This window comes from Amycolatopsis sp. cmx-4-83 (assembly GCF_046548815.1).
Taxonomy (GTDB): domain Bacteria; phylum Actinomycetota; class Actinomycetes; order Mycobacteriales; family Pseudonocardiaceae; genus Amycolatopsis; species Amycolatopsis pretoriensis_A.
On record NZ_JAEBEF010000015.1, the window covers coordinates 135700 to 161303 of the forward strand.

At 71.2% G+C, this 25604-nt stretch carries 26 protein-coding genes; 18 read left to right on the plus strand and 8 right to left on the minus strand.

Annotation, left to right across the window (positions count from 1 at the left end):
• Positions 1 to 9: 9 nt before the first annotated feature.
• Positions 10 to 714, minus strand: a complete 705-nt coding sequence (locus tag ACLJQM_RS39170) for an SDR family oxidoreductase (RefSeq protein ID WP_410635376.1) — start codon at positions 712 to 714, stop codon at positions 10 to 12.
• Positions 715 to 815: 101 nt separating this feature from the next.
• On the opposite strand from ACLJQM_RS39170, the gene ACLJQM_RS39175 reads away from it, so the two are divergent.
• The 4 genes from ACLJQM_RS39175 (at position 816) to ACLJQM_RS39190 (ending at position 3866) form a co-directional block, all read left to right on the plus strand.
• Entirely contained in the window at positions 816 to 1307 is a 492-nt protein-coding gene (locus ACLJQM_RS39175) for a winged helix-turn-helix transcriptional regulator (protein ID WP_410635377.1), read from the plus strand.
• 175 nt (positions 1308 to 1482) lie between these two features.
• On the plus strand, positions 1483 to 2037 hold the full coding sequence (locus tag ACLJQM_RS39180; RefSeq protein ID WP_247014247.1) for a snapalysin family zinc-dependent metalloprotease: 555 nt from the start codon (positions 1483 to 1485) through the stop codon (positions 2035 to 2037).
• Positions 2038 to 2155: 118 nt separating this feature from the next.
• Positions 2156 to 3319: an AAA family ATPase gene (locus ACLJQM_RS39185; RefSeq protein WP_360779023.1), complete on the plus strand. Its 1164-nt coding sequence runs from the start codon at positions 2156 to 2158 to the stop codon at positions 3317 to 3319.
• 193 nt (positions 3320 to 3512) lie between these two features.
• Positions 3513 to 3866 (plus strand): hypothetical protein, encoded by a 354-nt coding sequence (locus tag ACLJQM_RS39190; RefSeq protein WP_410635379.1) that lies wholly within the window; start codon positions 3513 to 3515, stop codon positions 3864 to 3866.
• On the opposite strand, the gene ACLJQM_RS39195 is transcribed toward ACLJQM_RS39190, so the two are convergent.
• Complete coding sequence (locus tag ACLJQM_RS39195; protein WP_410635380.1) at positions 3867 to 4421, minus strand: hypothetical protein; 555 nt, start codon at positions 4419 to 4421, stop codon at positions 3867 to 3869. It abuts the gene before it with no gap.
• Positions 4418 to 5419 carry a LacI family DNA-binding transcriptional regulator gene (locus ACLJQM_RS39200; RefSeq protein WP_247014255.1) on the minus strand — a complete coding sequence of 334 codons (1002 nt, stop codon included), beginning with the start codon at positions 5417 to 5419 and terminating at the stop codon, positions 4418 to 4420. The genes ACLJQM_RS39195 and ACLJQM_RS39200 overlap by 4 nt, the downstream gene beginning before the upstream one ends.
• Before the next feature lie 154 nt (positions 5420 to 5573).
• On the opposite strand from ACLJQM_RS39200, the gene ACLJQM_RS39205 reads away from it, so the two are divergent.
• The 9 genes from ACLJQM_RS39205 to ACLJQM_RS39245 all read left to right on the plus strand — a co-directional run bounded on the left by ACLJQM_RS39205 (position 5574) and on the right by ACLJQM_RS39245 (position 16343).
• A complete protein-coding gene (locus ACLJQM_RS39205) occupies positions 5574 to 6650 on the plus strand; it encodes an ABC transporter substrate-binding protein (protein WP_360779032.1) in 1077 nt (358 codons plus the stop codon).
• Complete coding sequence (locus ACLJQM_RS39210) at positions 6650 to 8206, plus strand: sugar ABC transporter ATP-binding protein (protein WP_410635382.1); 1557 nt, start codon at positions 6650 to 6652, stop codon at positions 8204 to 8206. Before ACLJQM_RS39205 ends, ACLJQM_RS39210 begins: the two co-directional genes overlap by 1 nt.
• A complete protein-coding gene (locus ACLJQM_RS39215; RefSeq protein ID WP_410635384.1) occupies positions 8199 to 9161 on the plus strand; it encodes an ABC transporter permease in 963 nt (320 codons plus the stop codon). The genes ACLJQM_RS39210 and ACLJQM_RS39215 overlap by 8 nt, the downstream gene beginning before the upstream one ends.
• The gene (locus tag ACLJQM_RS39220) at positions 9158 to 10132 is read left to right on the plus strand and encodes an ABC transporter permease (RefSeq protein ID WP_410635386.1); all 975 of its coding nucleotides are present in this window, start codon (positions 9158 to 9160) and stop codon (positions 10130 to 10132) included. The genes ACLJQM_RS39215 and ACLJQM_RS39220 overlap by 4 nt, the downstream gene beginning before the upstream one ends.
• Before the next feature lie 31 nt (positions 10133 to 10163).
• Positions 10164 to 12665 (plus strand): LamG-like jellyroll fold domain-containing protein, encoded by a 2502-nt coding sequence (locus tag ACLJQM_RS39225; protein ID WP_410635388.1) that lies wholly within the window; start codon positions 10164 to 10166, stop codon positions 12663 to 12665.
• A gap of 158 nt (positions 12666 to 12823) precedes the next feature.
• Complete coding sequence (locus tag ACLJQM_RS39230) at positions 12824 to 14893, plus strand: hypothetical protein (RefSeq protein ID WP_410635389.1); 2070 nt, start codon at positions 12824 to 12826, stop codon at positions 14891 to 14893.
• Positions 14894 to 14945: 52 nt separating this feature from the next.
• On the plus strand, positions 14946 to 15182 hold the full coding sequence (locus ACLJQM_RS39235; RefSeq protein WP_410635391.1) for a hypothetical protein: 237 nt from the start codon (positions 14946 to 14948) through the stop codon (positions 15180 to 15182).
• Between the two features lie 106 nt (positions 15183 to 15288).
• Positions 15289 to 15684 carry a carboxymuconolactone decarboxylase family protein gene (locus tag ACLJQM_RS39240; protein WP_247014270.1) on the plus strand — a complete coding sequence of 132 codons (396 nt, stop codon included), beginning with the start codon at positions 15289 to 15291 and terminating at the stop codon, positions 15682 to 15684.
• Entirely contained in the window at positions 15681 to 16343 is a 663-nt protein-coding gene (locus ACLJQM_RS39245; RefSeq protein ID WP_360779047.1) for an epimerase, read from the plus strand. The genes ACLJQM_RS39240 and ACLJQM_RS39245 overlap by 4 nt, the downstream gene beginning before the upstream one ends.
• Here the strand turns inward: ACLJQM_RS39245 and ACLJQM_RS39250 are convergent.
• From ACLJQM_RS39250 to ACLJQM_RS39260, 3 genes are read right to left on the minus strand one after another with little or no spacing between them, the layout of a single operon-like run.
• A complete protein-coding gene (locus ACLJQM_RS39250; RefSeq protein WP_360779050.1) occupies positions 16303 to 16953 on the minus strand; it encodes a TetR/AcrR family transcriptional regulator in 651 nt (216 codons plus the stop codon). The genes ACLJQM_RS39245 and ACLJQM_RS39250 overlap by 41 nt on opposite strands.
• Positions 16954 to 16970: 17 nt before the next feature.
• Positions 16971 to 17393, minus strand: coding sequence for a PGPGW domain-containing protein (locus ACLJQM_RS39255; protein WP_360779052.1), 423 nt, complete (start codon positions 17391 to 17393; stop codon positions 16971 to 16973).
• The gene (locus tag ACLJQM_RS39260; protein WP_410635392.1) at positions 17360 to 18787 is read right to left on the minus strand and encodes a serine hydrolase domain-containing protein; all 1428 of its coding nucleotides are present in this window, start codon (positions 18785 to 18787) and stop codon (positions 17360 to 17362) included. The genes ACLJQM_RS39255 and ACLJQM_RS39260 overlap by 34 nt, the downstream gene beginning before the upstream one ends.
• A 142-nt stretch (positions 18788 to 18929) precedes the next feature.
• Here ACLJQM_RS39260 and ACLJQM_RS39265 point away from each other — a divergent pair, with 142 nt between their 5' ends.
• Genes ACLJQM_RS39265 through ACLJQM_RS39275 form a run of 3 tightly spaced genes read left to right on the plus strand, consistent with a single transcriptional unit; the run spans position 18930 to position 20313 of the window.
• Positions 18930 to 19265, plus strand: coding sequence for an ArsR/SmtB family transcription factor (locus tag ACLJQM_RS39265; RefSeq protein WP_360779057.1), 336 nt, complete (start codon positions 18930 to 18932; stop codon positions 19263 to 19265).
• Positions 19262 to 19717, plus strand: a complete 456-nt coding sequence (locus ACLJQM_RS39270; RefSeq protein WP_247014283.1) for an SRPBCC family protein — start codon at positions 19262 to 19264, stop codon at positions 19715 to 19717. The genes ACLJQM_RS39265 and ACLJQM_RS39270 overlap by 4 nt, the downstream gene beginning before the upstream one ends.
• The gene (locus ACLJQM_RS39275; RefSeq protein WP_410635393.1) at positions 19714 to 20313 is read left to right on the plus strand and encodes a dihydrofolate reductase family protein; all 600 of its coding nucleotides are present in this window, start codon (positions 19714 to 19716) and stop codon (positions 20311 to 20313) included. Before ACLJQM_RS39270 ends, ACLJQM_RS39275 begins: the two co-directional genes overlap by 4 nt.
• Here ACLJQM_RS39275 and ACLJQM_RS39280 read toward each other — a convergent pair.
• Both ACLJQM_RS39280 and ACLJQM_RS39285 read right to left on the minus strand, forming a co-directional pair.
• A complete protein-coding gene (locus tag ACLJQM_RS39280) occupies positions 20301 to 20897 on the minus strand; it encodes an FMN reductase (protein ID WP_410635395.1) in 597 nt (198 codons plus the stop codon). The two genes, ACLJQM_RS39275 and ACLJQM_RS39280, sit on opposite strands and share 13 nt — an antisense overlap.
• A complete protein-coding gene (locus tag ACLJQM_RS39285) occupies positions 20894 to 21982 on the minus strand; it encodes an LLM class flavin-dependent oxidoreductase (RefSeq protein WP_360779066.1) in 1089 nt (362 codons plus the stop codon). Before ACLJQM_RS39285 ends, ACLJQM_RS39280 begins: the two co-directional genes overlap by 4 nt.
• Before the next feature lie 107 nt (positions 21983 to 22089).
• On the opposite strand from ACLJQM_RS39285, the gene ACLJQM_RS39290 reads away from it, so the two are divergent.
• On the plus strand, positions 22090 to 23409 hold the full coding sequence (locus ACLJQM_RS39290) for a hypothetical protein (protein WP_410635397.1): 1320 nt from the start codon (positions 22090 to 22092) through the stop codon (positions 23407 to 23409).
• A gap of 135 nt (positions 23410 to 23544) precedes the next feature.
• On the plus strand, positions 23545 to 25596 hold the full coding sequence (locus ACLJQM_RS39295; protein ID WP_247014293.1) for a type IIA DNA topoisomerase subunit B: 2052 nt from the start codon (positions 23545 to 23547) through the stop codon (positions 25594 to 25596).
• The last annotated feature ends 8 nt before the right edge of the window (positions 25597 to 25604 follow it).

Here is a 25604-nt window from a genome sequence, read left to right on the forward strand (position 1 = left end):
TCCGAATGGTCAGGAAACCAGCGCGGGGTAGAGGCCGGGGAGCTCACCGGACAGCCCGGCGCGCACGTTCCGGGTGACGTCGTCGGCGAGCACCTCGAACCGGCCCGCTTCGACGCCGTCGAGCGCGAGGCCGGCCACGACCGCCGGGTCGACCTTCGGACCGTCGACGTGCTTGGCCATGTCGGTGTCCATGTAGCCGACGTGCAGCGCGGTCACCTGCGTCTTCTGCGACGCCAGCTCCAGGCGCAGCGCGTTGGTCAGCGACCAGGCCGCCGACTTCGCCGCGGAGTAGGCCGCGACCTGCGGTGCGGTGAACCAGGAAAGCACCGACAGGACATTGAGGACCGCGCCGCCGCCGTTGCGCTCGAGGATCGGCGCGAACTCGCGCGTCACGGCCAGCGTGCCGAAGTAGTGCGTGTCCATCTCCAGCCGGATGTCTTCCAGCCTCCCGCCGAGCAGCGTCGACCCGGTGGACGAGCCGGCGTTGTTCACCAGCAGCGTGACGTCGCCCGCGCTCGCGGCCGCTTCCCGGATCGACGCCGGGTCGGTCACGTCCAGGCGCAGCGGCACCACGCCCGGCAGGTCGACCGACTCGGGGTTCCGCGCGGCGGCGTAGACCTTGGCCGCGCCCCGCGCCAGCAGCGCTTCGGCGAACTTGCGGCCGAGCCCGCGGTTCGCCCCGGTGACCAGCACGACCGCACCCTTGATGTCCATGACGAGCTCCTCTCGCACCTGACTTGCTTTTTGCAAGCTAGCTGAACCCGACCCTACGGCGTAAACTTGCTCGGAGCAAGCCAGGTAGGAGGGATCACAGCATGAGCCGCCGCACCACGTGGGAGGACAACGCCTGCCCCATCGCCCGCGCCGCCGACATCCTCGGCGAACCGTGGACGTTGCTGATCCTGCGCAATGCGACCGCAGGCACCACCCGGTTCGAGGACTTCCGGAGCCAGCTCGGCATCGCCGACAACGTCCTGACGACGCGGCTGGCCAAGCTCGTCGAACGCGGCCTGCTGACGAAGCTCCCCTACCGCGACGGCGGCCGCACCCGCCACGAGTACCGGCTCACCCAGGCCGGTTCGGACGCGTTGCCGGTGCTGCACGCCCTCGGTGCATGGGGTGACGCGCACACTTCGACGACGAGCGCGTACGGCCCGATGAAGCTGGTCCACGCCGGCTGCGGGCAGCTCACCCGGCCGGGCGCGACGTGCGACGCCTGTGGAAAACCGCTGGTCAGGGACGACCTGGCGTGGCGCGGCTCATGGCTGAGCGAGGGCGAGATCCCACTGGCGGATCCCGTCGGCTGAGCCGATCGGCGCATCCTCGTATGCGCGTTCATGCATGTCAAGACTCCGCCGTGGTTGGTAAATCACCGTTCGCCACGCAGTACGAAAGTCGGGTCACAAGAGCCGGGCGGTTTTGTAAGTTCGACACCCAGCGCGCGCAAACCCGGCAAATTCCCCACGGCAAGGAGTCGTCCCGATGTCCAGGAAGTACCTGCTGCCCGGCGCCGCCGTCGCGCTGGCGATGATCGCGACCCCGCTGACGGCCGGCCCGGCCTTCGCTGCTCCGGAAGCGGCCACGGTCGTCTACTACGACACCTCGGACGCCCCCACCTTCCGCGACGTGATCAACGCGGGCGCGGCGAACTGGAACGCGGCGGTGTCGAACGTCAAGCTCGAGGAGAGCTCTTCGGGCGCCACGCTGCACTACACCGAGGGCAACGACCCGCAGGGCTCGTACGCCCAGACCGACGGCCACGGCAGCGGCACGATCTTCATCGACTACACCCAGGCCGAGCAGTACAACCAGACCCGCATCGCGGCCCACGAGACCGGCCACGCGCTGGGCCTCCCGGACCACTACGAGGGCCCGTGCTCGGAACTGATGTCGGGCGGCGGCCCCGGCCCGTCCTGCACGAACGCGAACCCCAACTCGGAGGAGTCCTCGCAGGTGGAATCCCTGTGGGCCAGCGGCTTCGCCGGCGCGCGCAAGGCGCCGACCCGCGTCTACGAGGTGACGATGCCGGTCAAGTGACCAGCATCTGACGTCGTCGGGGGAGGCCGCACCGGGTACGCCCGGTGCGGCCTTCGTGCGTCGGCCCGCGATCGTCCGCCCGGCCGGAACTGTCGGGGGTGGCGGCTAGGTTCGGGGCATGCTCACCACGCTGGCCGTCGCGAACTACCGCTCGTTGCGCGATCTCGTGCTGCCGCTGTCCGGGCTGACGGTGGTCACCGGTCCGAACGGCAGCGGCAAGTCGAGCCTCTACCGGGCGCTGCGCCTGCTGGCGGACGCGTCCCGCAACGGCGCGGTGGCGGCGCTGGCCCGCGAAGGCGGCCTGCCGTCGACGCTGTGGGCGGGCCCGGAGACGGTCGGCCGCGCGGTGCGCGAAGGCCGCGCCCCGGTCCAGGGCACGGTCCGTTCGAAGGCGGTCGGCCTTCGCCTGGGCTTCGCGGGCGACGAATTCGGCTACGCCCTCGACCTCGGCCTGCCGGTCCCGGGCGAGACGGTGTTCAACCTGGACCCGGAGTTCAAGCGCGAAGCGGTCTGGTCCGGGCCCGTCCTACGGCCCGCTTCCCTGCTGGCGGACCGGGCCGGTCCCACGGTCCGCACGCGCGTCGCTTCGGGTGGCTGGGGTCCGGAGCAGTTCAAGATCCGGCTTTCGGACAGCATGCTGAGCGAGTTCGCGGACCCGCGCGCGTGCCCGGAGCTGCTGGTCGTGCGCGAGCGCATCCGGTCGTGGCGCTTCTACGACCACTTCCGCACGGACGCTTCGGCCCCGGCCCGCCAATCTCGTGTGGGAACGCGCACGTTCGTGTTGTCCCACGACGGCGCGGACCTGGCGGCGGCCCTGCAGACGATCATCGAGGTGGGCCGCGCCTCCGAGCTGGCTTCCCTGGTGGACGCGGCCTTCCCGGGGTCCCGGCTCTCGGTGGTGTCCACGGACGGTTCGCTGTCGGTCCGGTTCCACCAGCACGGGCTGCTGCGGCCGTTGTCGGCGGCGGAGCTGTCGGACGGGACGCTGCGGTACCTGCTGTGGATGGCGGCCCTGCTGACCCCGCGCCCGCCGGAGCTGCTGGTCCTGAACGAGCCGGAGACGAGCCTGCACCCGGACTTGCTGCCGGCGCTGGCGGCGTTGATCGCTACGGCGGCGAAGGAGACGCAGGTGGTGGTGGTTTCGCACGCGTCGGCGTTGATCCGGGCGCTGTCCGAGGTGGCGGAGGTCGGGATGGTGGAGCTGGAGAAGGAGTACGGGGAGACGAAGCTGCTGGGGCAGGGACGGTTGGACCGGCCGTCGTGGCACTGGCCGGCCCGCTGAGGGGGTGCCGCCGATGTCATGAACGAGTCGTTCATGACGTCGCAGCGCGCGGCCGGGGTTGCCCGAGGCCCCGGCAGCTCGGCTCGCCACCCGCCCCGACCGCCGGTGAAGGCGGGCCCAACGGCCCTACTCCCCCCGGCGAGCCGAGCCCGATCGTGGACGGGCACGTTCCCCGGCCCGAAAGCTGCCGATCATGCGGTTTCCCGCTCTCGCCACCGGACTCCTGGCCGCCGCCGCCCTGGTCGGTGCCTGTTCCGCGACGCCCGCCGCGCAGACTCCGCGACCCGTGCCGACCACGGTCACCGCGGAGCCCGTGACCGTCACCGTGACCACCGCGGCCACGGCCACGGTCACCACGACCACCACCGCGCCGGCGCGCAAAGCGCCGACCACGCGTCCCGAGGCCGAGGACTGCCGGACGGGCAGCTGCCTCAACGCCGCGCGCGGGCTCACCCAGGAGCAAGTCCTGCGTGACCGGGACGCCTGGCTCGCCACCCACCCCGGCTGGTGCGCGGCCGGCGTGACCGGGGCTGTCGCGCCCTGCTGATCACTCCAGCAGCCAGGCCAGCGAGCCGTCGGCGGCCATCGCCGAGACCGCTTCCGCCACCGAGTCCGGGTCGGACGACGGCAGCACCAGCAAGTTCTCCGCGTAGAACCGCGTGGGCCGCGGCTGGTTGCCGGACCAGTGCGTGGTCTCGAGGTCCGCCCATCCCAGCGTCACCGCCAGCTCCTCCGGTGAGAACACCCGCAACGGAAACCGCCGGTCGCCGCGGGACAGAACGCCGTCCGAGTACGACCACGCACCCGCGGGCCCCGGCCCCGCCGAAAGCAGCCAGTCGAACCGGCCCTCGGCCCCCAGCCGGCCGATCTCCTCCTCCGCCGCCGAGCGGGTCACCTCCGGGACCACCACCACGTTCGCGTCGTAGTAGTAGTGCCGCGGCTCGTCCTCGACGACCTGGACGATCCGCGTCGAGTCGAACAGCATCATCGGGAAACGCCGGTCGCCGTGCGCCAGCTGGGCGTGCAGCACCACGCCACGGTCGGCTGCCAGCAGCCAATCACGCCAGTCGAAGTCCTCCGGGGTGAGCAGCTCCCACGTCACCGGCCGCGGGTGCTTTCCCGGATCTCCAGCGCGAACGGCGTCTGGATGTCCTGCGCCGGCACCGCCTTGTCGCCCGTGATGCGGCGGTGGACCAGGTCGATCGCCGCCTCCGCCAGCGCCGCCTTGTCCGGGGCGATCGTCGTCAACGACGGCAGGGAGAACGCGCTCTCTTCGTTGTTGTCGAAGCCCACGATGGCCACGTCCTCCGGGACCCGCAGCCCCAGCTCCGCCACCGCGCGCATCGCGCCGATCGCCAGCAGGTCGTTGAAGCAGAACACCGCGTCGGGCGGAGATGGCAACGCCAGCAGCGCCTTCATCGCCGCCGAACCCACCGAGCGGTGCCACTTCTCCGCCGGGGCCACCAGCGCGTCCGAATAGGACAGTCCCGCGTCCGAGAGCGCCGCCTCGTAGCCCGCCAGGCGCTGCGAAGACGTGCCACGGGCGGGGTTCCGGCCGATGGCCGCGATCCGCGTGCGCCCCAGCGAGGCCAGGTGGGACACCGCCGTGCGGGCGGCCAGGACGTTGTCGATCGCCACGTGGTCGATCGAGACGTCCACCGCGTGCTCGCCCAGCATCACCAGCGGGATCTCGCCCGGGGACGGGAAGTCCGCCGCCTCCAGGGCTTCCGGGTGCACCAGCGCGCCGTCGACCAGGTGCGGTCCCAGCGACGACAGCGTCTCGCGCTCCCGGGACCGGGTGCCCTGCGTCTGTTCGATGAGGACGCTCCACCCGCGCTTCTGGGCCGCCGTGATGACCAGGCCGGCCAGTTCGCCGAAGTACGGGATCGACAGCTCCGGCACCATCAGCGCCAGGAACCCCGTGCGGCCGCGACGCAGGTTGCGCGCCCCGACGTTGGGCCGGTACCCGGTCGCCGCCAGGGCTTCCTCGACCCGCCTGCGGTTCTCCGGCTTCACGAACGCGTAACCGTTCACCACGTTCGACACCGTCTTCACCGACACTCCGGCGAGCGTGGCGACGTCTTTGAGCGTCACGGTCACGGGCGGCTCCTTCTCAGGTGGTGAGCACGCAGCATAGCGAGGATTTGCCGGTTTACAACGTTGTTCCAACGATGTAAAAAGTACCTCAAGGCTCCCGCGGTGACTCCGATCACCCCGGTGAGCGGGCCCCACCGTCGCTGCCCGAGGAGTCACCGTGCCGCTGTCCACCCGTCCCCTCCTGATCGCCGCCACCGCGGCCGCCGCCGCACTCGCGCTCACCTCCTGCACCAGCCGGGAAGAGACCCCCGCCGCCCCGTCCAACGGCGGTGGCCCCGCCGCCAGCGCCCAGTCCGTCGCACCGAGCGCCGACGGCTGCACGCTGGAGAAGACCGGTTACCCCAAGGTCGACCTCAAGACGGCGGTGGTCGGTTTCTCACAGTCCGAAAAGGAAGCCAACCCCTTCCGGATCGCCGAGACGCAGTCCATCAAGGACGAAGCCGCCAAGCTCGGCATCGCGAGCGACAAGCTGCTGGTCACCAACGCCCAGAGCGACCTGAACAAGCAGATCAGCGACATCAAGTCGATGCTCGACCGCGGCGCCCAGCTGCTCGTCGTCGCGCCGCTGAACTCCGACGGCCTCCAGCCCGCGCTCGACGCCGCCAAGGCCAAGAAGGTCCCGGTCGTCACCATCGACCGCAAGGTGACCTCGCAGCCCTGCACCGACTACCTGACCTTCATCGGCTCCAACTTCGTCGAGCAGGGCAAGCGCGCGGCGCAGGAGATGGCGCGGGTCACCGGCGGCACCGGCAAGGTCGCGATCCTGCTCGGCGCGTCCGGCAACAACGTCACCACCGACCGCACCTCCGGCTTCAAGGACGAGCTGGCCAAGACGGCCGGGCTGTCCGTGGTCGCCGAGCAGACCGGCGAGTTCGACCGCTCCAAGGGCCAGGCCGTGATGGAACAGCTCATCCAGAGCCACCCGGACATCACCGCCGTCTACGCCGAGAACGACGAGATGGGCGTCGGCGCGGTCAACGCGCTCAAGACCGCCGGCAAGACCCCGGGCAAGGACGTGAAGGTCGTCTCGATCGACGGCACCCGCAACGCCGTGCAGCTCATCGCCGACGGCAGCTACAACGCCGTGATCGAGTCCAACCCGCGCTTCGGCCCGCTGGCCTTCCAGACGCTGCAGAAGTTCGAGGGCGGCGAGGCCATCCCGGCGAGCATCGTCATCACCGACGACCAGTACGACGAGACCAACGCGGCCCAGAAGGTCGGGAACGCGTACTGATGACGGCAGCCACCGAAGAGGACGTCGCCATGACGACCGCACCGGTGCTCGAGGTCGCCGGGGTGACCAAGCGGTTCCCCGGCACCCTCGCGCTCGACGACGTCAGCTTCGCGCTGCGGCCGGGCGAGGTGCACGCGCTGGTCGGCGAGAACGGCGCCGGCAAGTCCACGCTGATCAAGGTGCTCACCGGCGTCTACCAGCCCGACGAGGGCGAGGTGCGCCACCTCGGCGAGCCGGTGTCGTTCAAACGCCCGATCGACGCGCAGCGCGCCGGGATCTCCACGATCTACCAGGAGGTCAACCTCGTCCCGCTGATGAGCATCGCGGGCAACGTCTTCCTCGGCCGCGAGCCGCGCACGAAGGCCGGCCTCGTCGACTGGTCGAAGATGTACGCCGACGCCCGCGAGCTGCTCAAGGGCTACGGCATCGACGACGACGTCAAGCGCCCGCTGCACACCCTGGGCGTCGGCGCGCAGCAGATGGTCGCGCTCGCCCGCGCGGTCTCGACCGACGCGAAGGTCGTCATCATGGACGAACCGACGTCGTCGCTCGAGCCGCGCGAGGTCGAGACGCTCTTCGAGGTGCTGAACCGCTTGCACGCCGAAGGCATCGCGATCGTCTACGTCAGCCACCGCATGGACGAGCTGTACCGGGTCTGCGAAAGCGTCACCGTGCTGCGCGACGGCCGGGTCGTCCACAGTGGACCGCTCAAGGACCTGCCGCGGATCGAGCTCGTGTCCAAAATGCTCGGCCGGGAGATCAAGCAGATCCGCGAGGAAGGGGTCACGGCGTTCGGCGAGGAACACGACGTCGACCGCGAGCCGCTCCTCAAGGCGGAAAACCTGTCCGGCATGCGGAAGCTGCACGACGTCTCGGTGAGCATCCGGCCCGGCGAGGTCGTCGGCCTCGCCGGCCTGCTCGGCTCCGGCCGCAGCGAGACCGCGCGCGCCATCGTCGGCGCGTTCCCGCTCGACGGCGGATCCGTGCTGCTGGCCGGGAAACCGCTCAAGAAGGGCAAGATCAAGGCCGCCATGCGCGCCGGGATCGCGCTGCTGGCCGAAGACCGCAAGACCGACGGGATCATCCCGAACCTGTCCGTGCGCGAGAACATCGTGCTGGCCGCGCTGCCGACGCTCTCGCCGTTCGGCATGGTCAGCAAGTCCAAACAGGACAAGGTCGTCAAGATCTTCATGGAGCGCCTGCGGATCAAGGCGGCGAGCCCGGAGCAGAAGGTGTCCGAGCTCTCGGGCGGCAACCAGCAGAAGGTGCTGCTCGCCCGCTGGCTCGCCACCGGCCCGAAGATCCTCCTGCTCGACGAACCGACGCGCGGCATCGACGTCGGCGCCAAGGCCGAGGTCCAGGCGCTGATCGACGAACTCGCGCAGGAAGGGCTCGGCGTGCTGCTCATCTCGTCCGAACTGGAAGAGCTGATCGACGGCTCCGACCGCGTGGTCGTGCTGCGCGACGGCTCGGTCGTCGGCGAGCTCACCGGCGACGGCATCACCGAGGAGAACGTGTTGACCGCGATCGCAGCCGAGGCTGACAACGATGTCTAGCGCCACTCTCACGAAGACACCCGACCGCGCGAAGGTCACCGCGTGGCTGCAGAACTACGGCGTCTACCTGGCCGTCGTCGTGCTGCTGCTGTTCAACGTGGTCTTCACCGAGAACTTCCTCTCCGCGGCCAACTTCCGCACCCAGCTGGTGCAGGCGGCGCCGGTCTGCATCGTCGCGCTCGGGATGGCGCTGGTGATCGGCACCGAGGGCATCGACCTGTCGGTCGGCTCGGTGATGGCGATCGCCGCCGCGCTCATCCCGCTCTACCTCGGCGCGGGCCCGCTGACGGCGATCATCGTCGCGGTCATCGCCGGGATCGTGTCCGGCCTGTTCAGCGGCTACCTCGTTGCGTACCTCGGCATCCAGCCGATCATCGCGACGCTGGCGCTGCTGGTCGGCGGGCGCGGGCTCGCGCTGGTGATCGCCCACGGCCAGCTGATCCAGGTGCGCAACCAGGACTTCCTGGAGCTGGGCACCGGCGACCTGCTCGGCGTGCCGGTCATGGTCATCGTCGCGGGCGTGCTCGCGGTGCTGGCCGGGCTGGTCGTGCAGCGCACGACGTTCGGGCGGCACCTGGTCGCGGTCGGCGGCAACCGCGCCGCGAGCACCCTGGCCGGGCTGCCGGTGAAGCGCGTGCTCATCAGCGTTTACGTCATCTCCGGGGCGCTGGCGGCGATCGCCGGCGTGCTGGCGACGTCCCGGCTGGGCGCGAGCGACCCGAGCGACGTCGGCCTGCTCATGGAGCTGTCCGCGATCACCGCGGTCGTCGTCGGCGGCACGCCGCTGACCGGCGGCCGGGTCCGCGTGCTCGGCACCGTGTTCGGCGCGCTGCTCATGCAGCTCGTCCAGGCCACCCTGATCAAGCACAACCTGCCGGACTCGACCGCGCAGATGGTCCAGGCGGCCATCATCGTCGTCGCGGTCTACGTCGCGCGCGAGCGGAGCAGCCGATGACAGCCACCCAGACCCAGGCCCGCAACGCGGCCTTCGCCGGTGTCCTGCAGCGGCAGGGCGCGGCCGTCGTGCTCGTGCTCGGCGTGGCCGCCGCGTGGTTCGCCTTCCCGCACTTCGGCACGGCGGACAACCTGCGCAGCCTCGTGCTGCAGGGCTCGTTCCTCGCGGTGATCGCGCTCGGCATGACGTTCGTGATCATCTCCGGCGGCATCGACCTGTCGGTCGGCTCGAACTACGCGCTCGGCGGCGTCCTCGCCGCGTACGGCGCGCAGTACGGGCTGGTCGTCGCGATCCTGCTGCCGCTGGCGGTGTGTTCGCTGATCGGGCTGGTCAACGGCCTGCTCATCGCCCGCACCGGGATGGCGCCGTTCATCGTGACGCTGGCGTCCCTGCTGTTCGCCAGGGGACTCCTGCTCGCGCTGACCTCCGAAGGCGCGACGACGTACAAGGTGGACCCCGGCTCGGCGTTCCTCTGGCTGGGCCAGGGCACGATCTTCGGCGTCGGCGTGCCGGTGTACCTGACGCTGGTCCTGTTCGCGCTCGGCGGCCTGCTGCTGCGCCGCACCCGGTTCGGCCAGTCGGTGTTCGCCATCGGCGGCGCCGAGCAGTCCGCGCTGCTGATGGGGCTTCCGGTGGCCCGCACCAAGATCAGCCTCTACACGCTCAGCGGCGCGCTCGCCGGGTTCGCCGGCGTCCTCACCGCCGCGTACCTGCAGTCCGGCGTCACGGTGATCGGCGTCGGCACCGAACTGGACGCCATCTCGGTCGTCGTCATCGGCGGCACGCTGCTCACCGGGGGCGCCGGGACGATCATCGGCACGCTCGTCGGCGTGCTGCTGCGCACGCTGATCCAGAACGTCATCAACCAGATCGGCACCCTCGACTCCAACTACCAGACGGTGGTGAGCGGGGCCTTCCTGCTCGTCGTCGTGGTGATCCAGCGCCTGCTGGCGCGTTCCCGAACCCGCTGAGCCCCTTCCCCCTCACCAGGAGGTCTCAACGATGTTCAGCCCTGCCCGAAAAACCCGGAGATGGCTGACCGCGGCCGCCGCGTTCGCGGTCGCGGTGGCCGGCCTCGGCACGGTGCCGGCGGCCAGTGCCGCGGACGCGCCGCAGTGGCAACGGCTCACCCCGCCGCTGTCGACGCCCTGGACGCAGGACGTCTCCCCCGCCAACGCCCTGCCCGACTACCCCCGGCCGCAGCTGACCCGCGACAAGTGGCAGAACCTCAACGGTGTCTGGGAGTTCGCCAAGGCGACCCCGGGTGAGGCCGCGCCGGTCGGCAAGACGCTCGGCGAGCGCATCCTCGTGCCGTACCCGGTCGAGTCCGCGCTGTCCGGGATCATGCGCCACGAAACGAACATGTGGTACCGCCGCACGTTCGAGGTCCCGAAGAACTGGCAGGTCGGCAAGGGCGGGCAGCGGCTGCTGCTGCACTTCCAGGCCGTCGACTACGACACCACGGTGATCGTCAACGGCAAGACGGTCGGCCGCCACACCGGCGGCTACGACGCCTGGTCCGTGGACGTCACCGACGCGATCACCACGGGTAGGTCGCAGGAGGTCGTCGTCGGCGTCGCCGACCCGAACGACCAGGGCGGGCAGCCGATCGGCAAGCAGCGCCAGCCCGGCGACGGCATCTTCTACACGCCGTCCTCCGGCATCTGGCAGACCGTCTGGCTGGAGCCGGTGGCCTCCGCGCGCATCGACCGCCTCGACGTCACGCCCGATGTGGCGAGTGGCTCGGTCACGGTGAACGCCGTGGTCGGCGGCCCGGTCAAGCAGCGCGTCGAAGCCGTCGCCTACGACCACGGCCGCCCGGTCGGGCGCGTGTCCGGCGACGCGAACAAGCCGTTGAAGCTCAAGGTGGACCGGCCGCACCTGTGGTCGCCGGACGACCCGTTCCTCTACGACCTGCGCGTCAAGCTCTCGGGCGGGGACGAGGTCGGTTCGTACTTCGGCATCCGGTCGATCAGCGTCGGCAAGACCGCCGACGGCAAGCAGCGGATGCTGCTCAACGGGAAGTTCGTCATGCAGGTCGGCCCGCTCGACCAGGGCTTCTGGCCGGACGGCATCTACACCGCGCCGACCGACGCCGCGCTGAAGTTCGACCTGCAGCAGGAGAAGGCGCTCGGCTTCAACATGGTGCGCAAGCACATCAAGGTGGAGCCGGACCGCTGGTACTACTACGCCGACAAGCTCGGTTTGCTGGTCTGGCAGGACATGCCGGCGATGAAGGACGACGTCGAGCCGTCGGCGGCGTCGCGCGTCAACTACGAGTCCGAGATGAAGCGGATGATCGACCAGCACCGCAGCTTCCCGTCGATCGTCACGTGGGTGCCGTTCAACGAGGGCTGGGGCGACTACGAAGTCGGCCGGATCGCCGACGAGGTCAAGTCGTGGGATCCCTCGCGGCTGGTGAACGCGGAATCCGGCGTCAACTGCTGCAGGTCCGAACCGGACAGCGGTCGCGGTGACATCTACGACGACCACACCTACACCGGGCCCGGAACACCGGTGCAGACCGGCACCCGGGCGGCGGTCGACGGCGAGTACGGCGGGCTCGGCCTCAAGGTCGCCGGCCACGAGTTCGACCCGGCGGGCAGCTTCGCCTACGAGATGGAGCCCGACAGCGCGACGCTGACCCGGCGCTACGGCGAACTCCAGCAGCGCCTGCTGCTGGTCGCCCAGCGCTGCGGCGTTTCGGCCGGCGTCTACACGCAGACCACCGACGTCGAGAAGGAGGTCAACGGCTTCTTCACCTACGACCGGCAGGTGAAGAAGATGGACTTCGCGGCGGTCCGCGCGGCGAACCTGGCCGTCATCAAGGGCGCGACGGGCGCTCCGGTGACGTCCGGTCCGTCGGTGCCCGCTGGCATGCCGGGGATCGACGGCATCGCGGCGTACGGGTTCGACGAGAACACCGGCACGACGGCGGCGGACTCGGTCGGCGACCACGACGCCACGCTCGTCGGCGGCGCGTCCTGGACGGCGGGCAAGAGCGGCTCGGCGCTCGCGGTGAACGGGTCGGGCCAGTACGCCGACACGGGTGCCGCGCTGGTGAACACCGAAGGCAGCTACAGCGCGGCGGCGTGGGTGAAGTTCAACGCGGTCGGCGACGGCTTCCAGACTGTGGTGAGCCAGGACGGCGACAGCACCAGCGCGTTCTTCCTGCAGTACTCGGGCCAGGACCACCGCCTGGCGATGAGCTTCGTCGGCACGCGGGCCCTGGCGCCCACGGCCCCGGAAGCGAACCGCTGGTACCACGTGGCCGGCGTCCGCGACGCGGCCGCGGGCACGCTGAAGCTGTACGTGGACGGGCAGCTGGTGGCCACGAAGAGCGTCTGCCTCGGCGACGCTTCGACGGGCCACACGGTGATCGGCCGCGGCAAGTACGGCGGCGGCCCGGTCGACTTCCTCAACGGCGCGGTCGACCAGGTGCACGTCTACGACCGGGCGCTGTCCGACGCGGACGTGAGCGCGTTGTACGGCAGCGGGAAGTAAGCAGTTCCCTCGGATCCGGGGAGGCCGGTCGCCCGGCCTCCCCGGATTTTTCCGTTCCCGGCCCAACCATCCGGCCCCTTCGCGCGTGTGGTTGCCGAAGCCGCCGTCCCCGGCGGCTCAGGGGAGGAAAGCAGGGGGTGAGCCTTTTGGGCTCCAGGATGACGAGAACCGCGAGAGCGGGGATCACGGCGGCGCTGTTGGTCGCGGGCACCACCGTGGTCACCGCGGCGCCGGCGTCGGCGACGATCCTCACGTCGATCAGCTCGACGTCGTGGTCGTACACCGACTCGGCCCAGCCGAAGAAGAGCTTCGTGAACCCGGCCGGCAACGCGCCGGTCGGCGCGAAGGTCACGGCCGACGGCAAGAAGCACGTGTCGAAGTCCTACTTCACGTTCGACCTCACCGGGCTGCGCGGCGCGAAGGTGCTTTCCGCGGAGCTGTGGGGCCGCGAAGCCACGGTCGCCGACTGCTCGGCGCCCCGGGCGACCGAGCTGTGGGTGACGGCGCCGTCGGCGAAGCCGCCGACGTGGGAGAACCAGCCCGCGGAGCTGAGCAAGGTCCCCGGCCCGGGCTCCCTCGACGTCTGCCCGTCGGACTACCTCGACTGGGCCGCCGCGCCGACGCTGCAGCAGGCGATCGACGCCGGCCGGACCTCGCTGACGCTGGTGTTGCGCCTGCCCGACGGGCAGCAGCACAACCCGCGGTTCGGCCGGACCCAGCAGCCGTCGCTGACCATCAGCCTCGAGAAGAACCAGGCACCCGCCGCGGCCACCAACCTGACCACGCGCGGCAAGGCCTGCGCGGAAAGTCCCACCGTCGGCCTCGGCGACACGCGGCTTTCCGCGGTCGTCACCGACCCGGACAGCTACCAGGTCGGCGCGGAGTTCGCCTGGTGGCCCGCCGGTCACCCGGACCAGCGGCAGACCACCGAACTCGGCAAGTACTGGACGCCGGGCTACCCGCTGTGGACCGATCTCGGCCAGGACCGCCTCGCCGACGGCGTCACCTACGACTGGCAGGTCCGCGGGACCGACGAGCTGACCGCCGGGCCGTGGAGCGGCACCTGCCGCTTCACCACCGACTTCACCCCGCCCACGACGGCGCCTCAGGTGACGTCGACGGACTTCCCGGGCGACACCGCGCCGGCCGGCGGGGTCGGCGTACCCGGCGTCTTCACCTTCGACGCCCGGGGCGACCAGGACGTCGTCCGCTTCGCCGTCGGCGAGTCCGTCCCGCCGCAGTACGTGACCGCGGACAAGCCGGGCGGCACGGCGACCTACACGTTCACCCCGCGGACCGACGGCCCGCAACGGCTGCTCGTGCGCGGGGTCGACGCCGGCGGCAACAGCACGCCCAGCACGACCTACCGGTTCTGGGTGGGCAGCAACGGCCCGTCGATGGCCTGCGCCCCGGCCCAGGCGTTCCTCGGCGAGACGCGGCAGTGCACGTTCAGCCCGCACGGCACCGACGGCGCCACCGAGTACCTGTACCGGATCGACGACCAGCCCGAAGTCACCGTGCCCGCCGGCTCGGACGGCACCGCCTCGTTCACCATCACGCCGACCGACGCCGCCAAGGGCTACCGCGTCGAGGTCCGGGCGCGGATGACCAACGGGAACCTCTCCGCCGACCGGACCACGCAGATCGCGGTCGACCGCGGCCTGCCGGTGATCGACGCGCCGCCGAGCCTGATGGTCGGGCAGCCCGCGGTGTTCACCCTGCACGCCACGCTGCCGGGTTCGGCGACCTTCACCTACGACTGGGACTACGGCACCCCGGTCACGATCCCGGTCGGCCCGGACGGCACGGCCCAGGTCACCATCACCCCGGCCGAGCAGGGCCAGCACTGGCTGCACGCGCACACGACGACCGCGGCCGGGCTGGTGTCGGCGCAGGACGAGGTCAACGTCACCGCCGTCACGAACGGGCCGAAGGTGACGAGCGTGGAGTACCCGGAGTACGCGGTCGGCGGCTACGTCACGACGCCGGGGCACCTTCACGTTCTCGTCGCCGTTGCCGGGCGCGGTGAGCTTCACCTACCGCCTCCAGGGCGCGGAGCCGGCCACGATCCCGGCGGGCGCGGACGGGACGGCGAGCGCCGTCCTGACCCCGCTCAGCGCGAGCTCGCAGTACCTGGAAACGACCACGACGTTCGCCGACGGGACGGTGTCGGCGGGCAGCTACTACTGGTTCTCCCCGCGGTCGGCCGCCCCGCCGCTCACCTGTGACGGTACCGGGTCCCTGCGGCCCGGCCAGGTGGTCCACTGCACGCTGACGCCGGTGCAGCCGGGCCTGGTGTCCTACGGCTACAGCGTGGACTCCGGTCCGGCGGTGCCGGTCCAGCCGGGCGCCGACGGCACCGCGGCGTTCGAGTTCACGGTCCCGGCGGACCGGACCCAGTACGTGCTGCGGCTGGAGGCCTGGAGCGCCAACGCGGCCGGGCTGCGCACCGACACGTCGTACACCGCGTACTGGGTGGACGAAACCGCGGCCGCCCGCGGCACCAAGGCGGTCTGAACCGGACGTGACGGCCACCCGCCGTGGTGGCCGTCACGTTTGACCTGGAGCGCGCTCCAGCCCCTAGCGTCGTGCACGCAACGACCTGCTGGGGAAGGAACCCGCCATGACCGACGAGCGCTTCGAACTCGGCCTGAAGACCCTGTCCGCCATCGACGGCGAGAGCGGGCAGCGCGTGCTCGACAACCTCGCCGACGTCTCCCCCGCGCTGGCGGAAGCCGTGGTGTCGTGGGGGTTCGGCGAGATCTACGCGCGGCCCGGACTCGCGCCGCGCGACCGCCAGCTGGTGACGCTCGGCATGCTCACCGCGCTGGGTGGCTGCGAGCCGCAGCTGGAGGTGCACGTCAACGCGTCGCTCAACGTCGGGCTCACGCCGGCGGAGATCGTCGAAGCGCTCCTGCACTCCGCGGTCTACTGTGGATTCCCGAAGGCGCTGAACGCGACCTTCACGGCCAAGAAGGTCTTCGCCGAGAGGGGGCTGCTGCCGGTGACGAGCGCATGAGGGTGGTCCTGTTCGGCGCGACCGGCATGGTCGGCCAGGGCGTGCTGCGGGAATGCCTGCGCGACGAACGGGTCGAGGCGGTGCTGGTGGTCGGCCGGTCCCCGGTCGGCACCAGCCACCCGAAGCTGCGCGAAGTCGTCGAGAAGGATCTGTTCGCGCTGGAGCCGATCACCGGGTACGACACCTGCTTCTTCTGCCTCGGGGTGTCGTCGGTGGGCGTGGCGCCGGAGGAGTACGAGCGGATCACCTACCAGCTCACCCTTTCGGTGGCCCGGAAGCTCCCGGACGGCACCACTTTCGTGTACGTCTCGGGCGCGAGCACCGACAGCACCGAACGCGGCCGCGTGCGCTGGGCCCGCGTCAAAGGAGCGACGGAGAACGCGCTGGCGCGGCTGCCGCTGCGGACGTTCGCCTTCCGCCCCGGCTACATCCAGCCGCTGCACGGCATCACGTCGAAGACCCCGCTGTACCGGGTGCTCTACCGGGTCGCGATGCCGCTCTACCCGGTGCTGAAGCGGCTGTTCCCGCGCGCGGTGACGACCACGGAGGACATCGGGCTCGCGATGCTGGCGGTGGCCGCGTCGGGGTACGAGAAGCCGGTCCTGGAGAACGCCGACATCACCGCCCTCGCGCGACGAGACCGGCCAGCAGGTTCGTGAGGCTCTCCGCCACCACCGCTTCGAACCCCGGCGCGCCCCCGGCCTCGGCCGTCGCCAGCGCCACCGCCTCCGTCGGGTTCGCGCAGGGCCACGCCCCGGACACGACGACCACGACCGCGCGGGCGAACACCCGGGCCGCTTCCGCCGACAGTTCGGGGACCTCGGCGCGCACCAGGGACGCCAGCCGGTCGAGGTTCGCGGCCGCGCGCTGCTTGAAGCCGCGGGCGAAGTCCACGGAGATGTTGCGTTCCAGCACCGGGGCCATCGCGCTGATCAGCTCGCACAGCAGCGGCCGCTCGGCCAGCGTCGCGGCGACCGTCCCGGCGATCCGCTCCTCGCGCGCGAACGGCGGGCCCGGCAGCTCCCCGAACGCGAGCTCGTCGAGCCACGCCGTCCACAAGCCGTCGAGCACCTCGAGGAAGATCGCTTCGCGGCTGTCGAAGTAGCGGAGCACATTGGACTTCGCGAGCCCGACGCGGCAGGCCAGCTCCCGCAGGCTGGTCTCGGCGACCGGCCGCTGCGCGAGCAGTTCCCGGGCGGCGGCGAGGATCGCGGTGCGGCGCGCCGCGACCTGCTCGGGACGGCGGGCGCGCTGGAATCCGGCGCTCATGGCGCCGACGGTACCGCTCAGTCGCGGTGGGCGGCCGGTTCCGCGCGGCGCGACTTGACCCGGCGGTAGCTCCAGATCAGCAGCGCGAACAGGATCACCGACGACAGGATCAGGCTCGACCCGGTGCTCCAGCCGCCGAACGGCAGCGACTTCACCAGGCCCCAGACGATCCCCGCGGCCAGCAGCGCCAGCCCGGCCAGCACCGAGCCGGCGATCCGCAGCGGCGAGGACACGCTGTCCTCGGCCGCCTTCATCGCGCGGTCGCGGACCGGGTCGACGTACTTCTCCAGTGCCGGGAACTCGGAGGCGAGCAGCAGCAGCCCGGCGAGCACGAGCAGCAACCCCGGCCCGGGCAGGACGAGCAGCAGCACCCCGACCACCAGCAGGACCGCGCCCGCCGTCGCGATCAGGACGCGCTTGGCCTGTTTCCCGATGCCCACGCCACCACTCCCGTCGTTTCGCCCGATTCTTCCCGTCGCGGGCGCCGCCTGCCACTCATGAGCGCGTGTACCCGCGCGAGGGCGACCGCAAAGCCCGCCGCGGCCACCAGTCCGAGCGCGACCACCAGACCGGGCCAGACGTAGAGCACCTGGGCGTAGGTCCCCTGCCGTCCCGCGAAGACCACGCCCAGCAACCGGGGCAGGAACGCGAGCACCACGAGCGGCACCAGCGGCGGTGCCACGCGCCACCACCGGGGCTTGCGCCGGGCCCGCCGGACACCGAGCACGGCCAGTCCCACCGCGAGCAGCGCCAGTGCGCCGAGCACCCGGTCGGCGGTCACCCCGGCGGGCGACGACACCGCGGGCGCGCCACCGGTCAGCAGGTCAGCGAGGCCCTGGGCCAGCAGCTCGGCCTCGTTGTCCAGGGCCATGCCCATGTTCGTCACGACGGCGATGCCGTAGCCGCCGGGCAGCAGGACCTGCGCCGCGGTGTGGGAGAACCAGTCGCCGGTGTGCGAGACCCGCCCGTCCCGGACCGTCCAGCCCAGCGCGTAGCCGCGGCCGGGAGCCGGGGTGTGCGCGAGCGCGTTCGAAGCCGGCGAGAGGACGCCACCGCCGTCGCGCTGGGCGAGCAGCCACTTCGCCAGGTCCTCGGCGGTGCTCAGGACGCCGTGGCTGCCGCCGGTGAACCAGTCCGGTTCGGCTGCCGGGACCTCGATCCCGAAGGCGCGGACGTACCCCTCGGTGCCGGCCGGCGGCGTGTCGACGGTGGTGCTCGCCGTCATCCCGAGCGGCCCGAACACCCGCGTGCGCAGGTACTCCGCGAACGGCTGCCCGGCCACCACCTCGACGATCCGGGCGGCCACCTCGTAGTTCGGGTTGTGGTAGTGGAATTCGGCTCCCGGCTCGCTCGCCAGCGGCGCCGCACGCAGCCGCGTCACCGCTTCGGCCAGGGTGCGCGGCTGCGCGAGCTTGAGGTCGGGGAACGCGGAGTCGGCCATCCCGGACGTCTGGTCCAGCAGCATCCGGACGGTGATCCGGGTGCCCCGCGGGTCGGCGAGCCGGAAGTCCGGGAGGTACCGCGTGACCGGCTCGTCGAGCCCGATCCGGCCGGCTTCGGCCAGCTGGAGCACCGCGAACGCCGTCATGGACTTGCCCACCGACGCGATCGGCAGCCGGGTCGCCGCGGACACCGGCGCGCCCGCGGCGTCGTGGCCGTAGCCCGCGACGCGCACGACGTCGCCACCGCGGGTGACGGCGACCGCGGCCCCGGGCAGGCCGGTGTGGTCGAGGTAGGCGCGGACATAACCGTCGACGTCCGGGGCCGGCGCCGCGGCGGCCGGGGTCGCGGTGGCCAGCAGCAGGGCCGCCAGCAGGAGGAAAAGCCTGGTCATGCCGGTAAAACTAGGGATCCCGCCGGCCGGCCACCGCTGCCGGACGACGTCGGCGACCCCCTACTTTCGGCACCTCCTTGACGGCCTGCACCCACCCTGCCATAGTCAATTTATCGGTTGATAAACAGATTGGTTGATAAAGATGGCGCTTGATGAGGAGGGACTGGACCGGGCGTTCACCGCGCTCGGCGACCCGGTGCGCCGGGCGCTCGTCGCCCGGCTCTCCCGCGGCGAAGCGACGGTCAACGAGCTGGCCGAGCCCTTCGAGATCACCAAGCAGGCGATCTCGCGGCACATCCAGGTGCTCGAACAGGCCGGCTTGATCACGCGAAGCCGCGACGGCCAGCGCCGGCCGTGCCACCTCGTCCCGGCCGCCCTCGAAGCCCTCACCGGCTGGATCGACACCTACCGGCTGGCCACCGAACGCACCTACCGGCGGCTCGACGCCGTCCTGGAAACCCTGGAGGAAGCAGAATGAGCACCACCATCACCGCGCAGCCCGGCACCCCGTTCATCGAGCTCACCCGCGAGTTCGCGGCCTCACCGGACAAGGTCCTGCGCGCCCACACCGACCCGGAGCTCGTCGTCCGCTGGCTGGGCCCGCGGGGCATGGAGATGGAGCTCCTCGAGTTCGACGCCCGCTCGGGCGGCGGCTACCACTACGTCCACCGCGACGACCGCGGCGAGTACCGCTTCCGCGGCGTCTTCCACACGGTGAGCGCCGACCGGATCATCCAGACCTTCGAGTTCGAGGGCGCGCCCGGCGAGGTCTGCCTGGAGTCGCTGTCCCTGATCGACCTCGGCGGCCGCACGCGGCTCGAGAGCCGTTCGGTGTTCCCGTCGGTCGAGGCCCGCGACGCGGCCGTGGAAAGCGGCATGAGCACCGGGATCACGCAGTCGTACGAGCGCCTCGACGAGGTGCTGGCGTGACGACGGTCGCGAGCTTCTGCACGTCGCTCGACGGCTTCGTGGCGCGGCCGGACGACAGCGTCGGCCCGCTCTTCGACTGGTACACCGCCGGCGACGTCGAGCTGCCGATGGCCGGCTACCCGATCACGTTCCGCGTCACGGCGTCGAGCGCGGGCTACCTGCGGGAACTGCTGGATTCGGCGCGCCACAGCGCTTTCGTCTGCGGCCGCCGGGTGTTCGACCACACCCACGGCTGGGGCGGCAACCCGCCCGGCGGCGGGAAGGCGTTCGTCGTCACGCACCGGCCGCCACCGCCGGACTGGTCCGCGGAGAACCTGGCGCCGTTCACGTTCGTCGGCGACGTCGCCACGGCGGTCGAGCGGGCGAAAGCGGCCGGGAACGGCGACGTCGGCGTCTCCGGGCCGGACATCGCCCGGCAGTGCCTGCGCCTGGGCCTGCTGGACGAGGTGCGGATCGACCTCGTCCCGGTGTTCCTCGGCGAGGGCGTGCGCTACTTCGACGACCTCGGCGGCACCGGCGCCGAACTCGAACGCGTCGAGGTCGTCGCCGGCGACGGCGTCACCCACCTGCGGTACCGGGTGCACTACCCGTCCTGAGTGGACACTTCCGCCAGCAGCTGCTCGAAGGGCACGAAGCCGGGTTCGGCGACGGCCGCGGGGCGCCCCGCGGCCAGCGAAGCCAGCTCCGCGCCGGCCTTCTCGACCCGCCGCTGCAGCGCGCCTTCGCCGCCGCCCCAGTCGGACGAAGCCGCGTACACGCCCGTCGCGACCGGGTCCGCCTTCAGGTACCCGAACAGCGGGCGCAGCTGGTAGTCGAGCACCAGCGAGTGCCGCTCGGTGCCGCCGGTCGCGCCGAGCAGCACCGGCTTGCCCACCAGCGAATCCGCGTCGAGCACGTCGAAGAAGGACTTGAACAGGCCGCTGTAGCCGGCCGTGAACACCGGCGTCACCGCGATCAGCGCGTCCGCGCCGGTCACCGCGTCGATCGCGGTGCGCAGCTCCGGGCCCGGGAAGCCGGTGAGCAGGTTCTTCGTGACGTCGAGCGCGATGTCGCGCAGCTCCACGACGGTCACGGAGACCGGTTCGCCGGCCGCGGCGACGGTCGCCGCGGCCAGCCGGTCGGCCAGCAACCGGGTCGACGAGGGCACCGAAAGCCCCGCCGTCACCACCGCGAGCTTCATGCCTCGCTCCCGACCAGCGCCGCGGCCTTCAGGGACTCGTGGGTCGGCGCGTCCGGGACGTGGGCCGGGCGCAGCGCGTCGAGTTCCTTGCGCAGCACCGGGACGACGTGCTCGCCGAGCAGGTCGAGCTGCTCCAGGACGGTCTTCAGCGGCAGGCCGGCGTGGTCCATCAGGAACAGCTGGCGCTGGTAGTCGCCGAAGTGCTCGCGGAAGGTCAGCGTCTTGTCGATGACCTCCTGCGGGCTGCCGACGGTCAGCGGCGTCTGGTCGGTGAACTCCTCCAGCGACGGGCCGTGCCCGTACACCGGCGCGTTGTCGAAGTACGGCCGGAACTCGTTCCACGCGTCCTGCGACTTCGGCCGGATGAACGCCTGGCCGCCGAGGCCGACGATGGCCTGGTCGGCCTGGCCGTGGCCGTAGTGCTCGAAGCGCTGCCGGTAGAAGGCGATCAGCTGCTGGAAGTGCTCCTTGGGCCAGAAGATGTGGTTGGCGAAGAAGCCGTCGCCGTAGTACGCGGCCTGCTCGGCGATCTCCGGGCTGCGGATCGAACCGTGCCAGACGAACGGCGGGACGTCGTCGAGCGGGCGCGGCGTCGAGGTGAAGCCCTGCAGCGGCGTGCGGAACTTGCCCTGCCAGTCCACGACGTCCTCGCGCCAGAGCTTGTGCAGCAGCGCGTAGTTCTCGATGGCCAGCGGGATGCCCTGGCGGATGTCCTGGCCGAACCACGGGTAGACCGGGCCGGTGTTGCCGCGGCCCATCATGAGGTCGACGCGGCCGTCGGCGAGGTGCTGCAGCATCGCGAAGTCCTCGGCGATCTTCACCGGGTCGTTCGTGGTGATCAGCGTCGTCGACGTCGAGAGGACGATCTTGGACGTCTGCGCCGCGATGTGGCCCAGCATCGTCGTGGGCGAGGACGGCACGAACGGCGGGTTGTGGTGCTCGCCGGTCGCGAAGACGTCGAGCCCGACTTCCTCCGCCTTGAGCGCGATCCGGACCATCGCCTTGATCCGCTCGTGTTCCGTCGGCGTGCTGCCGTTCGTGGGATCGGTCGTGACGTCGCCCACCGTGAAGATTCCGAACTGCATGACCTGCTCCCTTCGCGAGCACCATCTTACATGCGCGTTCAACTACTTCCAAGCAAGACATATTCCGCCCGTCAATGCCGCAGGGGGCACCAAGTAAGGTCAACGACATGGACGCGGAGCTCGGTCGGCTGGGTCTGGCAGAACGTTCGGTACGCCTTCTCACGGGCCGCGACATCTGGGGTTCGATCACCCCACTGCTCGCGCCCCGGCGGAACCTGGTGGCGGCCTTCGGCCACGTCGGGCCCGGCGCGGCGGCGTTGCTGCCGCTGGAACCCGGCGACACCCTGATCACGGACGCCAGCCTGGACACGGTGCTGTCCGGCGCGACGAGCCCGCACGCGCTGCTGCACTGGGTCAAGGCGGGCGTGATCGTGCACTCGCTGCGCGGGCTGAACGCCAAGCTGGTGATCGCGGAGGACGACCCCTCGTTCGTGGTGGTCGGCTCGGCCGACGTCACCGCGGCCGGGCCCCGGCAGCTGTTCGAGGCGGTCACGCTCTCGCACGAAAAGCACACCGTCGAGGAAGCCCAGGAAGCCTGGCTCGACTGGTGCGACCTCGCGGGACCGGCGCTGACGGCGGGTGACCTGGAGCCGCTGCTGGAGCAGTACGGCGCCGGCAAGCTCGTCACCGCGCCCCGCACCGCCCCGAGCCGTCCGGCGCCGGCCGCCCGGCCCGTCGTGACGAGCCGCCCGGCGACCCCCGTCCGGCCCGCCGCCCCGACCCCGCCGCCGTCCCCGGTCCGGCCGGCCCCGCCGGCGCCGTCGCCGGTCCGCCCCGCCGCGCCCGCTCCGGTCGCCGAGGTCGCGCCGCCGTCCCCGGCTCCGGCCGAGCCGGCCGCGGAACCGGTTGCGGCACCGGCCGTCGAGCCCGGCGAGACCGCCGACACGCCGGACACCGCGGAGACTCCGGAGACCCCGGCCGACGTCGACCGGCCGAACTGGCCGCGCCCGGCCGAGCTCTACCTGGTCAGCCTCGTCGAAGGCGGCGAGCCGTCCGCCGAAGCCGAGTACCGGCTCGAAGAACTCGCCCGCGACTACACCCACCCCGGCGAGAACGGCGAATCCCCCTTCCGCGTCGAACTGTTCTGGGCCGACGACGGCCAGGGCCAGGACCCGCCGCGCACCCTCCGCGCCGGCGTGCACGTGATCCGCGTCTACAGCCAGAAACAGGGCCGTGCGCTGGTCGGGTCGCGGATCGAGGCCCCCGGCCTGGTCCTGCACGCCTACGCCGACGAGTTCGCCTACCCCCGGCGCACGTACTGCTACATCCTGACCCGCGAGTCGTCGGCGCGACCGGCGTTCGGCGACCTGCGCAAGGCCCTCGTCGCGATCGGCGAGAAGCCGAATTTCCGCAACAGCTTCCAGGTCCCGCGGAAGATCGAAGCCCTGCTGGGCCTGTGGCCCGACCTGGGCTACGACCCCCGCTAGCGGGCCGCCCCCGCCACTCCGGGACCGGGAGCGCGCGGAAGTTGTCGGGGTGGGCGGATATCCTGCACTACGGTGCAGGCGAGTCCGCACCACCACCAGCACTTTTCGCGAGCCACGATCCGGGAGAACGACCCTGTGACTGCCGAGACCTTGTACGGGGCCGACGACCTGACGCATCTCGAGGGTCTCGAAGCCGTCCGCAAACGACCCGGGATGTACATCGGCTCCACCGACAGCCGGGGCATCAACCACCTCTTCTCCGAGGTGGTGGACAACTCGACCGACGAAGGCGTGGCCGGGTACGCGACGAAGATCGTCGTCACGCTGCACGCCGACGGCAGCGTCCAGGTCGACGACGACGGCCGCGGCATCCCGACCGGCACCCACGCGAAGTCCGGTTTGTCCGGCGTCGAGCTGGTGCTGACCCGGCTGCACGCCGGCGGCAAGTTCGGCGGCTCCGGCTACAAGACCTCCGGCGGCCTGCACGGCGTCGGCGCTTCGGCGGTCAACGCGCTGTCCCACCGCTTCGACGTCACGGTGAAGCAGGACGGCAAGGTCCACCAGATGTCGTTCAAGCACGGCATCCCCGGCACCTTCGACGCACCCGGCCCGAAGGCGAAGTTCACCCGCCGCTCCGGGCTGAACCTCGTCGGCAAGATGAAGCGCGGCGAGCGCGGCGGCACGTCCATCCGCTACTGGTACGACGCGCGCTACTTCGAGTCCGGCGCGGCGCTGGACGTCGAGGGCGTGCGGACCAAGCTGCGCAACACCGCGTTCCTCGTCCCGGGCGTCACGTACGTGCTGCGCACCGCGATCGAAGACACGATCAACGAAGAGACGTTCCACTTCCCGCACGGCCTGGTCGACATGGTCGACTTCCTGACGCCGTCGGGCGAGAAGCCGGTCTGCGGCACCCTGCTGATCACCGGCGAAGGCACGTACAAGGAGAACGCGGCCGACGCCGCGGGCGTCATGCAGTCCAATGTGGAGCGCCACGCCGAGGTCGAGGTGGCGCTGCGCTGGGGCACCGGCTACGAGCGCACGGTCGAGTGCTTCACCAACACGATCCGCAACGTCCACGGCGGCACCCACCGCCGCGGGTTCGACCGCGCGGTCGCGAAGGCGTTGCAGGAGGCCATCTCCAAGACCCGCGGGCTGCTCAAGCCCAAGGAGGACATGCCGACGATCGAGGACGTCCTCGAGGGCATGACCGCCGTGGTGCACGTCCGGCTGCCGGAGCCGCAGTTCACCTCGCAGACCAAGGACGAGCTGTCCACCGCCGGCATCACCCGGGTGCTGCAGGGCATCGTCGACAAGCACGTCAAGGCGTGGACCGAGGACCGCAAGACCAAGTCCGAGGCCAAGGTCGTGCTGCAGAAGGTCGTCGACGCCTCCCGCGTCCGGCTGACCCAGAAGCAGCAGAAGGACGCGGCCCGGCGCAAGACCGCCCTCGAAGGCGCGGCCATGCCGCCCAAGCTGGTCGACTGCCGCACCACCGGCGTCGCCCGCAGCGAGCTGTTCCTGGTCGAGGGCGACAGCGCGCTGGGGTCGGCGCGGATGGCGCGCGTGTCGGAGTACCAGGCGCTGCTGCCGCTGCGGGGCAAGATCCTGAACGTGCAGAAGGCGTCGCTGGGCGACACGCTGAAGAACGCCGAGATCGCGTCGATCGTGCAGGTGCTCGGTGCGGGCACCGGCCGCACGTTCGACCTCACGACCATGCGCTACGGCCGTGTGATCCTGATGGCGGACGCGGACGTCGACGGCTCGCACATCCGCACCCTGCTGATCACGCTGTTCGCCAAGTACATGCGCCCGGTGATCGAGGACGGCCGGCTGTACGCGGCGATGCCGCCGCTGCACAAGCTCGTCACGAAGGGCCGCAACCCGGAGACGCACTTCACCTTCACCCAGCAGGAGATGGAGTCCAAGTACGCGGAGCTGGAGCGGGCGGGCAAGAGCATCGTCACGCCGGTGCCGCGGTTCAAGGGCCTCGGCGAGATGGACGCCGACGAGCTGTGGGACACCACGATGAACCCGGCCAGCCGCTCGGTCCGCCGGATCACCATGGACGACGCCGAGGCCGCCGAGGGCGCGCTGGAGCTGCTGATGGGCGAGAAGGTCGAGCCCCGGCGGAACTGGCTGGTCGCCTCCTCGGACCGGATCGACCGCGACGCCATCGACGCTTAAGTTTTCTC